Raw genomic sequence first — 15185 nt, forward strand, 5'->3', positions numbered from 1 at the left:
CGGCTTACCGCGACGGCAGTTCCAGAACCATCGAGCCTTGTGTTGATCTCGTTGGCCGGATTGGCTTTGTTGGCTCGTCGACGACGTCGCTAAACAGCAGCCTGAAGCAAGTAAGATTTCAAAAGGCGGCTGGGTCGATCACACCTGGCCGTTTTTTTTTGATCTCTGGTATTGTGCAATTTTTCCTTGATGCACATCCCATGCCAAGATAAACTCGACCTGATGTGTAGGGTGAAAATCATTTTCCCTATCAGCCAGCAACAGGACGCTAGGTGACTCCAAAGCCGCTATGGCATCGACGAATGGAAAGCCACAGACGATGACGCCGATTCCCGCAAGAGCTGAAGACACGACCGTTCGCTCCTGCGGGATCCTACTTTGCTATAACGAGGAGCACCTACTTCGTGAGTCGATGGCTCACTACCTGACGCAGGGAATTGACCTGGTCATCGTTGACAATGAATCCACGGACAACTCGCTCGAAATCGCCCTCGAGCTTCAGCAGCACAGCCCGGGGCCTGGCACCGTCAGAGCGGTGGAGTCGTTTGAGAGCCATGGATTCGAGTGGAAGCGCCTACTTCGTTTTTGCAACGACTACGCCCACCAGAAACTCTCACATTATGACTGGCTGCTGCTGATCGACGCGGACGCGTTCTTTTGCTCCCCTGTTCGCGGGCTCTCGCTGCCCGGCTTCATGACGGAAGCCCACTCGCGTAACTACACAGCACTCAACGGCGCACTCTACAATTTCTACCCGACGGATCGAGACGGTCCGCAATCTGCCTCTCTCCTCTCCAGGCAACGCCATTTTGACCGGATCGAAAGGGATCGAATCGACCTCCCGCAGGAGCGAATCTTCGCCTATCGACCTGATCTCGACTTCGCTCGTGGAAACGGCCATGTCGTAACGTTTGGCGACAAGCGAATTTTTCCTATGGCCTATCACTACCGACACTATGGATGGACCTCTTTCGAACAAGGAAAGCAGAAGGTCTTCAGGGACCGCAAGCCCCGTTACATCACGGGAGAACGCAACTTCGCGGTTCATCCCCCATACAACGGCCTGCTGCCGTTGCGGGAGGATTTCGTCAAACCTCACAAGACGCTGTCGGCCTATGACGAAGATCGCGAGCTTCTCTCCCAAGCGGACTTTAAACGCGCGTTGGCTCGTCTTCCCTTGCACTCACTGGGCCGTCGCGTGGATCAATTCGCCCGTCGGCACCTGTGGCCCCATTGGGCCCACGCTAGGGCCCTCGCAGACAGAGAGAGGCTTGCCGCCTTCGCCGGGCTTCTACCTGCCAAGGTGCGGGAGAAAATCACGACGGCACGGTGGGCACGGCAGTACGGGGACCGTTTTGTGGTGGCCGCCGAAAAGTCCCATTTTCAAACCACGTCGCTGTGGGAGCAGGTCACGCAGTCTCCAGGGACCAAGAACCTTCCCCACTCGTTCCACTTCCTGCCCACTGCGGTCTGCGACGCAAAATGCTACTTTTGCAATCAAAAGGTTCGGGCGAGCGAACACATGCCGCTCAAGGAATTCATCGCCATCACCGACAACATCCCAGGCGAGGTGATGCGATTCTTCCACTTTAGCGGCGGCGGGGAACCGCTACTCTGTGGAGATCTCGCAGAGATGGTCAATTACACGCGGGCCACCTACCCCTGGGTTCAAACGAGCATTCAAACGAACGCTCTGACCCTGGACCGGAACCTGGATTGGATCATCAACAGCTCACTCGGTGGGCTACAAATCTCGTGGCACGGCGCCACCGAAGCAACCGACACCTTGATGTTTGGACGCCCTGGATTCGCCAGCAAGGTGGATGCGCTTCGGCAACTCGACTCGGCCCTACGGGGGCGAAAGAAGACACTCGCAAGACAGTTCAGCGTCGCGGTCGAGCAGCGCAACATTCACGAGCTTCCTGACATTGTCCGGCTCGCCAAGGAGCTCGGTGTGACAGAGGTCAGCGCCACGTTCATCCGCTACTATCCCGTAGAGGGCAAGGGCGACACGGCTGAGTGGCCAAAGGACGCTCGTCACTCGCTATTCTTCGCGCAAGAACGATACAACCAAGCCGTGGACGAGGCGAAACGCGTAGCTCGATCGGTGGGCGTCGCGTTTTCCGCGAGTCGTCCGTTCGGCCACCGCCCGGTCCGCCGCAACTGTCGGCACCCCTGGACAACGGCGGTCATCGATTGGCGAGGACGCCTCTTTCCCTGCCCCGGTGGCGAGGTACAGTTCCATTCCCGCGTCGAGGCGGGCGACTATGATTTTGGCAACCTCCGCGATCAAAGCCTCGCAGAGTGCATCGCCAAGGAGAGCTACACGGCGATTCGACGCACCTGTGACAAGAGCTCGCCCGGCGATTTCATCCCCGAATGTGAGAGCTGCTGCGTGAGTCTTGGACTGTTGGGCACCGATGAGCGCAAGGCCCATCTTCTCAAGTGGCCGGAGGCCTAGCGGGGGCGCTGGCAGGGATGGCCATGGATCTTGGCCAGTTTGCCGGATTTCGGGAGTGACCACACGCTCCTCGTCTTGTGGCAATTATTCAACACTCTTGGATTTTTTGGCAGTACACACTCAACTCTGTTCAGGCCACCACTGAGTCTTCAAAACAGCTAGGTTAAAGTGATTTTAGGAGCACACAAGTTTGACTCTCTCCCGCGGTTGGCTTGGTGCTCAGCCTTAGAGAGAGGAAGCTCTCAAGTACAACTTTATCACGGCTCTTCGGTGGAGTGTGACGAGAGGACACTTCTTCGCGGGAGCTTGGGAAATTCTGCCGGATTCGCATTCAGCGAGAATTGACGAACGGTGACGGTTCATCGGTTCCTTTGCCCTGAGCGGCTCACCTCGCGAAAACGGACAGTACAGCATGGGTCTGCAAAAGGACCGCAGCAACTGTCCCGGTAGCAGTATCCCCCTTACCATAAAAAAACGCATCCCGGAGCAGGTCGCTCTGGGGTGCGTCGGGCTGGGGTGCGTCGGGCTGGTCACCAGGCGGATGATGGTCCGGGTGAATGGACTGAACAAGGGTCAGCGAGTCAGAACAAAATCGAACCGCATCCCCAGACCATTGATCAGGTAGCCGTCGATGGTCCTGGCGTCGCGGGGCGTCAGTTTGCCATGACCGCTGTCCCGCAAACCGCCTCGTTGCTGGTAGACGAAATTGTAGGTTCCGTCACCGTTTGGACTGATTTCCAGATCGGATCGACCGACCCACGGAACGTTCGATTCCGCCACAATCGGGTTGCTACCGCGAAAATGGACCGTTCCACCGCCGCTGGACATCCAGATCCCGGCCAGTTTTGGGCTGGCGGGAGGTGCGCTGCCGGGGCCGGGGCCCATCGGAACACCGACGCCCTGCATTCTCAAGACAACCCATTGCCAGTTTCCGGTGTTCCGGTCCCGAACCTGAAGTTCGATCAGTTTCATTCCCGGGGTGGCAGCAATGGCCGCGTCGAACTTGGCGGCATCATCCACAACGGTGGTCCGGGCTTTGGTTCGCACCCGGAAAATTCCGTCGCCACGCTGCAATCCGGCTCGCTCGGCAGGCGACCCGGAAAAAACGGATGAAACATACAGGTATTGATAGGCGCTGGCAGTGCCCGGATTTACCCGCTTAATGCTGAAACTGACACCGACTTCTTGCTGCGTGTTCAGCAGCTTCTCCACTGGCTTGTCGGCCTGAACCTTTGAGCTGGGGGCACACATCAAAAAGGCGGCACAAGAAACGAACGCGATTTGGGTCGGGAGAGTTTTCATGATTTTGGCCTGTGAGTTGTCAGGGGTCTGTTGACTGCGGGGTAAACTCCGGAGCAGCTCAATTGACTTTGGGGGCGGGCTTTGTCGTCGACCCGGCCAACAGTCGGCTGAACTGTTTCCCGACTAATGCAGCCCGCGTGCCAAAGAACAGCCCGACGCCAAATAGGCCGGAATAGCCTTGAAATCCACGGCCTAGTGGACGATTTCCGTTTTCGCCGGGGCTGACATCGGCAACAGGCTAGATTCAATTTGATTACGGGCAAATCAAATTGACCGCGCACCTTTCTCACCAGATTAGCCCGGCTACTGATAGGAATTTGATCTCGAGCCTTATGAGCAGGGCAAACTCTTCATCCATACGATGCAAGAGTGCAAAGGCGGTCGTTTCTTGCGAGTGCCAGCGAAATTGGCCTACCGAATTCAAAATGCAGGTCGATGCGGGCAAAATACGCAGCAGTCTCACACCTCAGGCACATCGTCCTCGTGCCGATCTCCGTCGGGATAAAAATTAGAAGCTCTCCATAAAGGTGTCGATATCGAAGTAGGTCATCCTTGGGAACTGGCGGCTTTAGCTGGCGAATCGATCGAGCTATCCAAATAGGAGGTATCCAGCTCGAGGAGCAGGTCATCCACGTCAGCTGGTGCCCTCGACGTTGACGCCTGCCATCAAACACAGTGATTCAAGCAGACTCACACCCCTTCGGGTGGTTGCAATAAGTCGCAATCACTCGTGAACCCCGACCATGTTGTTTTTTCCATGCGCGGTCGGAGCGTTTTGCGACGCATTGTGAGCGTTTGGGTGTACCTGCTGTGACCCTTTTGGTTCAGCCGTTGAACCCGCCAGGGGGTTACGCCTGTTCCGATGTCTTCCTGCGTTCCTCAAAGCAAAGAGTACAGCTTCGAGAACGTCAGGATCTGCGTAAGCCTCATCAAGAATTGCCCTAACCTCCGAAAGGAACTCGTTAAGTTCAAGTCCTTGAAGGGCACTTTCGCGAAAACTCGGATGACTTCGTACATTAGCCGCCCAAGATGGCCGCGAATAGGTGTGACACTAAATCGGCGTATAGGCCTGGACTCCACGTGGTGGAATTCTCGATTTACAGGTTTTAGTCACAACAACAGCCGGGCATCTTCGCGTGTTCAACACACCTGTTCAGGCACTGGATAATGCTAGTAGCTTTGCGGTCCTCCAGAACTGGCGCAACACGCTGGATGGAGTTCCCCTAAAGTCAGAACAAGGCGTCAAACAATCTTGACTTTCATGAGTTTCGGCATGTACATGTACATTAATGTTTCGGTTTACTTGCAAAAAAATTCTGTTTGATCCGTTTCTAGGTCACAGGTCCCGACGACATTGTAATTACAATCAAACGATCGTTGTAATTCCCTTTTGAATCATCAGATTTGGACGAAGCACATGTCGTCGACACCTTTCGCTCTCGATGTCGAGTTTCTGCTGAAACCAATCTCTATTGACCATCCGGCCGGAATGGATTTGCGTACGGATGCGATTGAACACGATTGTTACGACCAAATTCGTCGAGAACGTTCCGCGGCACGTTCCGTTGAACGGCGACTTGATGTCGAACCCGATCACGACCGAGTCGGTTTGCAAAAAAATTGGAATTCGGTTTTTGAACTGTCACAAAAGCTTCTAGCTGAAGACTCAAAAGATCTGGAAATCGCAGCGTATTTGCTGGAAGCCTTGATCCGAGTTCATGGCTTTTCGGGTCTTCGCGATGGATTCACCATTGTTCGTCGGATCGTCGAGGAATACTGGCCTGATATCTACCCAAAAACTGCAGACAATCAACATCCTGAACTATCCCACTTGGCCGGCCTGAACGGTGGTGAGGTTATCGGCAGTTTAATAGGGCCCATCTTGACCCAGCCTTTGACTGGCGGAGGTGTGGCTAATGAGTTTATCTGTACAGAATTTATGCAAGCTCGACAATTGGAAACATTGTCACCAGAGGATCGTGAGCGTCAGCTGGAGAGTGTACAGCAGGTAACGATGGACGAGTTTCGCCGCGCGGTCGCCGAAACTCCAACCGGATTCTACGTGCGTTTGCAACAGGATGTTGACGAGTGTCTCGAGGAATTCCAGCAGCTCCGCAGCACCCTCATTGAAGTTTGTGGCGATCAGGCACCGCCAACCACAAATATTCTTGAGGCGTTGGAAACGTCCGCGGAAATTTTGACTTACATTGCTGGTCCGGCGGATCATCAGAATGCTGAAGAGATGATTGATGATGCGAAAGATTCGGACGCATCCAGAACTTCGTCCACCGGAAACGCGATGTCTGAAACCATTCGAACTCGGGAAGAAGCCTTGTTGGCACTGGAAGAAGTTGCCGCATTTTACCGTCGTAGCGAACCACACAGTCCGATGTCTTCGGCAGCCAGTCAGCTTGCGTGTTGGGGCAAGATGACACTGCCAGAACTTGTCGACATATTGATTCCCGATGAGCAAGCTCGCACTTTCTTTCGGATGCGAACGGGTATGGATGAGACGATGCGCTAGTGGGTTTCTTTTTGCGTTGTAGAGATTACATCGCTTGACTGCGAGGATCCAGTCAACTTGCGATTTCTTACTTGAGCCGCAGTTGTAAACCGAGCCTGGATGTTTCCCCCGCTTTGACTTCAGCAACGGTAGCCACTGACCGGATACGTGTTTCTGCAGTAATAACATGATTGCCAGGCGGCAACTGCAAGAACTCAAACGCTCCGTCCTTGCCTGTCAACTGAGATGGATATCCGACGACAGTGACAATCGCATTTTCGGTTGGCAGCCCGTCTGCCGTAGAAACGCGGCCAACAAGCGATCCGGTGTTGCTAATCTCTATCGTTCGATTGAGCACATCGCCTGCTAACGATTCAGGGCTCTTGTCCGGTTCCGCCAAATTGTGGACCAAAGTTTGCGTCTGTACGAGTAAGCTGGTTTCGCCAGGTTTGAGGCCTTTGGAAGACAGGTGAACGGACAACTGTGAAAACTCGTCAAATGAGACTGGACCTTTCGACGCATCAATCGGCTTCACCATTTCGTTCTTGTCGAGCACGTCATTCCTGTTCAAATCAAAGCCAAAATCCACATGGTCGATCGCACCCGCGGAATTTTTTTCGCCTTGCAGAACGACCTTGATTTCATTTCCCGGCGCGATTGTCGCGCCTTGAGCAGGTTGGACAATCTCGATCTGCGGAGCCGAATCGACGAAGTACAAGGGCACCGTTTCTTGGCATTGATCATCATCAGATTCCGCTCGGGCAATCAGAGTTTGTCGTCCAGCAAAACCGGAAACGTCTAACAACGTCGCCACATCAGAAACAGTGGACACTACAGAAAAACCATCTTTCGTTGGCACCAATTGCGGTTTCACACGGCGTCCAAACCAAAGTTCTTCGTCAAATTGAACTTCATTTGGTTCGAGAATGGAGTTGCTGTTGTGATCGAATCCCACCTGGAAATCGAGATCGCGCGGGCCGTCTATTTGGGCAGCAATCGGGAGCATCATTTGTTGTCCCGCTTTAAATTTGAAGGCCGTTTTCGGGGTCGGTGCATCCCAATATAAAGCTAACGTTCGCTGCGGCGGGCAGTTTACGAGTTCGGGATAAACGCTGTATCGGAAAAGTCGGGGAACTCCACTTGCTGAAATCGAAATATCAGTTGGCAGTAACGTGGATCTGGCGAATTGTGCTTCCATCAAACCCGTGTTGTGATCACGCTCCAGGGATAATGATAGGCGCCCCGGAATTGTTTGATCTTCGTTTGTGGAAAATTCTAAGTGGATAGGCGCGGGAGAGTCACTAAATTGTGTCTGCTGCAACAATGCCGTCACGGTACGTCGCCGCGGATTGAAAGTGACTTGTCTTTGTAGGCAATCATTTAGATCCAAAATGCTAATCGCAACCGATTTTTCGTCCAGCAGGTTTTCATTCTCGTAAAGTTCAAATGTGATCGCCGCATCAGTGATGACAAAACCAAGCCCAGCTTGTGGCTTGACCGGGGATGGTTTGTCATCTTTGATCTCAACAGTCCCTAAGACTTCCGTTTGCCCCCTTGCTTTGAGAACCAACGCGAGCGGATCGGCGACATTGCGTTTCACACTTAAGTTCAATGTGATTGCCTGGTTGGGTAGCAAATCGACATGATTCAGGGTCGCCCCCGGATCATTCCAAGAAACGATCAAATCGGCTCGCTTTTGTGGAATGCCTTCGGTCGTGATTGTTACCTTTGGCAACCATTTGACCTGAGAGATCTCACTGATGCTGGAGTTGCTTTCAGATTTCATGAACTGAATGCTACCGATAAGCTCGTGCACCGAGGATGAGGCGAGGCGTTCCTTTTCGGCGATCGTTGGCTGAATCGACAGGAGCTGGTCTGGTGCGATTACCCCGAGGTCAACTGTCATTTGACCGGGAATTATGACCGCATCGGGCAATTCCAATGCCAGCTTTTCGTCATCCCAATTCAATCTTAGCTGAGCGACTTCGTCGTCCGGAATCCGAGCGGGTAATAACACTTTGATGGGAACGAAGTTTTGGCCACTTGCCGACAATCGAATATCTGTTGAACTTACGAGTTGAACAGGCATGCGTATTGAATCACGTAGAAATTGGCGTGAATCCCGCTCCAACGTTTTAGCAAGCGAATTCAGCGAATTATCGTAAGTTCCTTCGGGAAGAAACCGACTGTCTTTCGCCAATCGTTCGTAAGCTTGCTGCAATGCCCTGGCAAGAGCCTCTTTGTAAATCCGTGCCGATCCGGAATCGGCCACTCGACGATCCGAAGTTGGCTGATACAGCCAGTAGGCCAACGCCAACGCCTGCCAGTGTTGCTGCCATGGGGCCGCCTTCGTGATCGTGTTGGATGCGGTATGTTTAGTTCGGCGCAGAAATTCTCGGAATATCTGACTGAGTTGCGAAAGCTGCGGAACATTCGATTTCACCAGATGCAAATTCTGGGCGTTATTTTCGTTCAGAGATTTCAGGAAATCGATTGGCACTGGAACTTGAGGATGCAGTTGATTGACGAAAGAAAAGAATTCATATAGCGGGAATGAGCGGCCACTTGAATTCGTGAAATCATCATCAATCGGCGCCACTGGACCGTCGATCGGCACAGGTTCATCCCGTCGTGACAAAAGGAATTCAAGTGCGTTTCGTCGCTCAGCGACGCTTATCGTTGGCAGACGGAGCGCCATGCGAATCGTGCAATAGTCGCCGCTGGACAAATCATGGCCGGCATGATCAGCCAATAATTGCCCAAAGTCGGTACAAAGGGACACCAATAAATCGAGTTGGTTAGCTTGCGGCAATTTTTGAAACGCATTGAAATTTGCCATCAACAGCTGAAGCGATCTGACGCAACTATCGCGTTCCGGTGATGATGTCGGAAGATTGCCAATCCAATCGATATAAAATGGTAATGTCGTCAGAGTTAATTCAACGGTACTCAGTTGTTCGGTGACCAAATTACTAAGTCGCACTGCGAGTCTGTATTCAACGCGCGCTTTACGAAAAGCATCAGCAGCTTCGAGGCTTCTCCCTGCAAATAAATGGACTTGTCCCCGACGAGACTCGCGATCCGCTTCCGCGAGGTAAGGCAAAATCACTTGGTTGACAAACGGGTGGCGGCAACCTGCAATTTTCGCCGCTAGTGACTTACTTTCGATTGCCAGACGAACTACAGAAGCCTCTTTGACGAACCATTCAATCGAATGCTGCCGAGCTAAGCTGACAAGTAGCTGGCCTTCAACTGATTGCGGCTCTACTAATTTTGCAAGTGCTTCCGGCGTCGGTTTTCCCAAAAACTCTTCGACCTGCTTCTTCTCAGCGATCAAGCCCGCAGATGCATCTTTCCTGTCTGCAAATGCAATCGACCAGTCCCATTGGAAGTTGATGGGCTGCCATTCTTCGAGTTGTTTTAAGATCGCCTCAGCTTGATCAAGCCTTTGTCGACAAACGGTTAACTCTCCTGCAACCAATTTGGCTTCCGCGTGTATCAGCAACTGCTGCACTGCCGACCAGTTGTTTGGTTGCCAGCGGGTAGACGAATTACTTTGGAGATCCTGCTGATTTTGCCAGAGCAGCATCAGGCTATTGAGCAATCCTGCAATCTCTTTTGCTGACGTGGGTGGAACGACGGTGGAACTTGAATTTTTGACCGTGACATCCTCTTTGCCATCCTGAGGATGATTTTTCACTTCTGCGGTCGCTGCTTCTTTATCGCCCCCTTCTCGATTCCGTTGTGAAGATTCCTTTTCTTGGGTGCTAGCCGAGCGATTCTTTTGTTCCTTCCGACCAGCCGTCGAAGCCGTGGCGTCGTAATCTACCTTCTTGTTTGTCGATTCGAATTTTGCTTCGCGTAACGGATTGACGGTGGCAATAGGAAAGTCGTCACCATACCGAAGAACGATCGGAGTCTGGGATGATTCACGGTTCATCTTCGACCAACTAGCTGTTTGTTCAATGACAAACTGGCTGAGCTCTGACGTGTTAATGACTCCATCGGATCTACCGCCAGTTATCGATGGTTGGTCGGCTTTTTTCCCACCGCTGAGACAATAGGAAACCAATGCAGCAAATGGAGTGTGCCCAAGACTCGGTGATCCCCAGGTTGGCTGACCCGCGGCACTGGAGCAGAGGACAGTAAAGCTCTCTGTACAATCGTTTCCGAAATTCGAATTGTCCTTGTTGTTCTTACTACCTCGCGAGGATCCATCTGTGACATTGGAACGCTTGGTCAATGCGTTAAATTCATTTTTGAGGAAATAGCTGAAATCGTTTCCCAAAGTCCCCACGCGCAAATCACGGCCAGTGTGGTTGGTGTTCAAAATTAGCAGCTTGCGTGAGACGGGTATTCGCCAAATCTGATCCAACAGACTCCGGATTGAGTACGCATTGTTGACTTGCAGTGATTCGGCTTCAGCGGTGAGCAAATATCCTTGTTGTCCGTTACTGATACTGGCCATATCAATGTAGACAACTAGCGGTTTACTACGATTGTTTGGTTCGAATGAAAGAAAATGCTCCAACTCCCCCAAGTCTTTTGGAATCAGCAGAGATGCTTTCCTATCAAGTGCGTGCTCAACTGCTTGAGCATCCGCCACAGCGAATGGATTAGCGGCAATGTCAATCGATTGATACTCTGGAACCGCAATCACAATCGATTCCAGTGCCCGAGTTTTTGGCAGGACGAAGCGAAGCAAGGCGAAGGTGCTAACCAGGCTTAGCACACACGCCAAACAGCAGCTAAAAAACAAAATAGATTTCGGCACGGTGCGCCTTTTGGCGCTCAAAAACCGGAATCGGGATGGTGACGGCGTTGCTGAAGTTTGATTATTCATGCGCGAAAAAACGAATTAGAAAAGGCTTCAGATAATGCAGCAACCATATACTGTCTGCTGTCATCATCCAGGACAAGTTTCTCTTTGCATATTATGCAAGGTTTTCTGGTGTACTCAGTTATTTCAAGTGATTAAACTTGGGGCTTGCGAATTGGAATTGCAATTTCACTTTACAAGTCCGGGCAAATACAGGGCCTGCGCTTGAGTCGAGTCACTGGAGTTTTAAGGAATTGCGGCGTGAAGAGTAGTCAGGTTTGTTGGCTGGAAGGATCTTTGGTGCTACCGCACCATTTCCAGGCCGAAGTCACCAATCTACAGTATTGGGCGAATGCAAATATAAACTGGACTACTCCGTTTCATTATGGACTGTGCAAAATCGACTTCGAGCTCGGCTCAGAAACCTTGACAATTTCGCACCTAAAAGCGCGATTGCGGGACGGCTCAATGATTTCTGTCCCAGAGAACGCAACCATTCATTCGCTGAACTTCAAACAGCCTTTGGAGCAAGCTGGAGTTGATGGTCTTTACCTCTATTTGACCCTGCCGGATTATCGTCCCGGGAGAGCAAATGCGGTGCGGGTCGATGAATCTGAACACACCGACGACGATCAGCGAAGGTATTTTATACAGCAAAGAGAATGGCAGGACGTGAATTTCGAGGATGACGTCCGAACAATTGACTTTTACGATTTCAATGTTCGCATCAAATGTAGCACGACGCCCATACCTCCAGATGGTTTCACGTCGATTCCACTCTTGAAGATTCTGCCTCCCACGAAACAGAACTCGGCAGCAAGTATCGACCCCAATTTTTTTCCGCCGCTGCTGTCGTGTTGCGCTTGGCCAGACATGAAGCAACTATTGGGGCAGATTGAGTCCCTTATTGCCAGCTTTATCAAACAGCAATCAGCCCAGCTCACGCTAATGGATGCCTGGAACCATTTAACGCAACCCAGCATTCAGCGGGCCATCATTCGTCAATCCGCAGCAAACGGCGCTTACTCTGTACTCTCGTCGTTAATCGGACTCACACGATGGTCGTGCGAAAGCAGGCCTCTGCATGTGTTGCACCCTTTTCAGATGTACCAGGAAATTGTGCGGCTGATTGGTCAGTTGGGTATCGTGGAACAAGACTGGATCGCTCCGTCAGTTCCAGAATACGATCATGAAAAGTTGGGGGTTGTATTTCGTCAATTACAAAACCTACTTCAACGTTTGCTAACACCCTATGGCCCGTCAAAGTTGACGCAGTATCCGATGATTGGCACGGCGGACTGGCTAGAAGTCAGTATTGGAAACCTATTGCAGGATGATGCATGCGAATTTTATATAGGCGTCGTTAGTGACATGTCGACTGCGGATATACAACGCCTGTTTTCAGTTCGGCACCTCGATTGGAAACTGGGAAGCCGGTCGACAATCGGCCAAATCTATAAGAATGCGGAGCCAGGCTTGCGATTGAATGCGTGTGTTGATTGCCCGCCAGATTTGCCTAATGTTGCTGGTCGAACCTACTTTCATGTCGAATCGACTGGCGAATACTGGGAGGACTTAAAGAAAGATCCCACCTTGGCGTTATGGTTCAATCCGCGGCATGTACAGGGAAGCTTTTTGGGTTCCAATTTCGTCAACGTCGTGGATCAGGAACGCAAAACGCACAAACTAGAACTTTCGTTATATGTTGTGCAACATGAATCTCTCGTTTCAAATCAAAATGGCTCGACCAATCATGATGACGCTTGACGTTTTGGAGCAGATCCAAGCTACCAACGGACAAGAACCATCATTAGAGGAAGCGCAAATCCATTTAAAACGGTCTCTCGGGACCTTTGATGCGCATGGTGCTGACGGGGAATTACAACAGCTCGCACGTCGCGCAATTATCTATTGGATGGATGAACGAATCGTCAATGCCGAATGGCAACATGCCCGACGATGGAACGATCAAACACTTGAGTTGCAACTACTTGGAACTCGTAATCGATCCAGAGCTTTTTACGACGATGCAGCGGTCGCAGAGGGTATGGAACGACTCGATGCGTTCGAAACTTTTGCGGTTTGTGCCGCTTTGGGGTTTCAAGGTTTCTATCGCCAAAAAATATCCGAATCAGACATGCCCCACGATGCAATTCCAGAGGATAAGCATGACCACGCAGGCAGTCGAGGTTCTGAAGATAGTTCTGATGTCGACGACAAGAAAGCGACGCCAGAACATGCGGAAGGAAAGAGCGTTGGAAGTCAGCCCTCGGGAGCAAAAGCAGCAACGGAAAAGCCAGAGACAAGTGAGGCAGGGACTGAGGACAACTACGGCCAAGCTGTCGTCGTGGCGGATGCAGCGGACGAGACGCAAGATCCACCACCCTCTTTCTCTGAACGCGATGAACTCGATCCAATTCCAGCGATGAATCAATTTCCGGAAACTTATGATGAATGGGTCTCATCGGCATTTGCTCAACTCTCGGTTCGAAGGCCGACGGAATTTTTGCCACACGATCCTCTCGAGTCCGCACGAAGCGCAAAACCTTTGACCGCGGCTAACGGGCTGACTTGGTGGCTCATTACCTTTGCAGTATTTCTCCTGATTACAATTTTGTTGCTAGACTTCGGAGTTCCATCGTAATGCCGGCTTGGTTAGGAAAATGTGTGACGGCCGCCAAGAAGTTGCCCAAGAGCCTAGCTAAACTATTTGGGAAATCCGTTTCATGGATCTCGAAGTGGTTGCGGATACCCAGATGGATAATTGAGTGCTTATTGGTCGCGACTGTGGTGGTTGCACTAGGTTTGCTGAATGACCACTGGCGGTTGGATATGTATCTGACGGGCCCGCGTGTTTTAGCCAAGTACTGGCTAGGACTCCTCGCCTTAGCAGGCTATCTAACCGTGCGTCTCTCTCTGCTTCTTTTCAACCGGGTATCGACCTCTGGACAAGAATTTTCAGACATTTATCACGCTATCTACAACGGCTGCCAGAAAATTCAGGACGCCAATATCGACCTGAGGAACACGCCGTTAATTTTGGTTGTGGGAACCGATTTGGCCGCCGAAGCAGGATTAAGCGCCTCCAGCTGCGTCGGCGATACAATCCGTCTTGCAGACCCGGACGATCCGATCCACTGGTACGGAGACGGTAACGCTTTGTGGGTCACTTTGCCCGGAGTTTCTACAGTCAGTAGACAGTTACAACGCATTACATCGTTCGGTGACAAGCAACAAAATCCGTCCCAAAAGTATCTAAGAATGCCTCTGGCAGACCGCCAGTTGTCCGCACGCCGCATGGACTATGCGCTAAAACTATTGCGACACGTCCGACACCCCGTTGTTCCCATCAATGGTATGCAGTTAATGGTCCCTTACTCCTGGGTGGTCGAATCGGGGAGTCAGGAGACGATCGATGTTGTAAAAATCGATATGGCGATCTTACAGGAGAGATTAGATATTCGATGCGATTGCCAGATCATTCTGCACAAGATCGAGCAGGTTTCCGAATTCTCTGCTCTGCTACAGTCCACAACCGAAGAAGAGGCCAAAAAGAGCAACGGCTTGCGATTACCGAGATTCACCGTGGTGAAAACTGAAGACTTCTTCCCGCTGCATCTGGAGATGGCAAGGACCCTTCGAAAAGGAGTATACGCTCGATATTCTGACGAGCCTACATCGAATTGGAACGCAACTCGGTTTCAATTGCTGGCCCAATTTTTTTTGGCCAAACTTGGTTTCACGGTACTGTTAGGTAACGCCTTTGCCGATGACATACGCGAACCGTTTTATTTGTCGGGGATCTACTTCGCCAGTCTTACCCCCGAACAGACCAGGTTTTATGAAGGACCGGCCCTTGAAACACTGGAAAGTCATGATGAATCGATAGGTTGGGCTGATCACACTTTACGAGGCGAGAAAAACCTAAAACACCTGACGACAGGAATCGCAGCGTGTCTCCTGCTCTTGACACTTGTTGATCTCGCACTGGTGGTTCGATGGCTGTTCTAACTGGTGCGTACCTTGCCATTCAGGACTCGATACTTGGGAGTCTAATATTCTCCCAATTGGAGCTTCGGCTTTCGTTGTTAACGATTCAC

At 51.5% G+C, this 15185-nt stretch carries 9 protein-coding genes; 6 read left to right on the forward strand and 3 right to left on the reverse strand.

All coding sequences use genetic code 11. The features are described 5' to 3' along the window. The coding region (locus P8N76_09155; GenBank protein ID MDG2381830.1) for a PEP-CTERM sorting domain-containing protein at window positions 1-93 on the forward strand (93 nt) is incomplete at its 5' end. A 45-nt stretch (window positions 94-138) separates the two neighbouring features. On the opposite strand, the gene P8N76_09160 is transcribed toward P8N76_09155, so the two are convergent. Beyond that, a complete protein-coding gene (locus P8N76_09160; protein ID MDG2381831.1) occupies window positions 139-351 on the reverse strand; it encodes a hypothetical protein in 213 nt (70 codons plus the stop codon). Here P8N76_09160 and P8N76_09165 point away from each other — a divergent pair. Further along, entirely contained in the window at window positions 320-2461 is a 2142-nt protein-coding gene (locus P8N76_09165; GenBank protein MDG2381832.1) for a glycosyltransferase family 2 protein, read from the forward strand. The two genes, P8N76_09160 and P8N76_09165, sit on opposite strands and share 32 nt — an antisense overlap. A 573-nt stretch (window positions 2462-3034) precedes the next feature. Here P8N76_09165 and P8N76_09170 read toward each other — a convergent pair. After that, the gene (locus P8N76_09170; protein ID MDG2381833.1) at window positions 3035-3763 is read right to left on the reverse strand and encodes a hypothetical protein; all 729 of its coding nucleotides are present in this window, start codon (window positions 3761-3763) and stop codon (window positions 3035-3037) included. Window positions 3764-5180: 1417 nt separating this feature from the next. Between P8N76_09170 and tssA the strand changes: the two genes are divergently transcribed. Beyond that, window positions 5181-6287, forward strand: coding sequence for a type VI secretion system protein TssA (tssA, locus tag P8N76_09175; GenBank protein ID MDG2381834.1), 1107 nt, complete (start codon window positions 5181-5183; stop codon window positions 6285-6287). Window positions 6288-6354: 67 nt separating this feature from the next. On the opposite strand, the gene P8N76_09180 is transcribed toward tssA, so the two are convergent. Further along, window positions 6355-11040 (reverse strand): carboxypeptidase-like regulatory domain-containing protein, encoded by a 4686-nt coding sequence (locus P8N76_09180; GenBank protein ID MDG2381835.1) that lies wholly within the window; start codon window positions 11038-11040, stop codon window positions 6355-6357. Window positions 11041-11346: 306 nt separating this feature from the next. On the opposite strand from P8N76_09180, the gene tssK reads away from it, so the two are divergent. From tssK to P8N76_09195, 3 genes are read left to right on the forward strand one after another with little or no spacing between them, the layout of a single operon-like run. Then, on the forward strand, window positions 11347-12852 hold the full coding sequence (tssK, locus tag P8N76_09185; GenBank protein ID MDG2381836.1) for a type VI secretion system baseplate subunit TssK: 1506 nt from the start codon (window positions 11347-11349) through the stop codon (window positions 12850-12852). Continuing rightward, window positions 12839-13729: a DotU family type IV/VI secretion system protein gene (locus P8N76_09190; GenBank protein MDG2381837.1), complete on the forward strand. Its 891-nt coding sequence runs from the start codon at window positions 12839-12841 to the stop codon at window positions 13727-13729. The genes tssK and P8N76_09190 overlap by 14 nt, the downstream gene beginning before the upstream one ends. Beyond that, complete coding sequence (locus P8N76_09195; protein ID MDG2381838.1) at window positions 13729-15096, forward strand: type VI secretion protein IcmF/TssM N-terminal domain-containing protein; 1368 nt, start codon at window positions 13729-13731, stop codon at window positions 15094-15096. Before P8N76_09190 ends, P8N76_09195 begins: the two co-directional genes overlap by 1 nt. Window positions 15097-15185: the final 89 nt, after the last annotated feature.

It is taken from the genome of Pirellulaceae bacterium (genome assembly GCA_029243025.1).
Taxonomy (GTDB): Bacteria; Planctomycetota; Planctomycetia; order Pirellulales; family Pirellulaceae.

What these genes read in the sequence shown, in the direction of transcription:
- P8N76_09165 (MDG2381832.1), top strand. Translation starts at nt 320, where the DNA reads ATGACGCCGATTCCCGCAAGAGCTGAAGACACGACCGTTCGCTCCTGC.
- P8N76_09170 (MDG2381833.1), bottom strand. Translation starts at nt 3,763, where the DNA reads ATGAAAACTCTCCCGACCCAAATCGCGTTCGTTTCTTGTGCCGCCTTT.
- tssA (MDG2381834.1), top strand. Translation starts at nt 5,181, where the DNA reads ATGTCGTCGACACCTTTCGCTCTCGATGTCGAGTTTCTGCTGAAACCA.
- P8N76_09190 (MDG2381837.1), top strand. Translation starts at nt 12,839, where the DNA reads ATGATGACGCTTGACGTTTTGGAGCAGATCCAAGCTACCAACGGACAA.
- P8N76_09195 (MDG2381838.1), top strand. Translation starts at nt 13,729, where the DNA reads ATGCCGGCTTGGTTAGGAAAATGTGTGACGGCCGCCAAGAAGTTGCCC.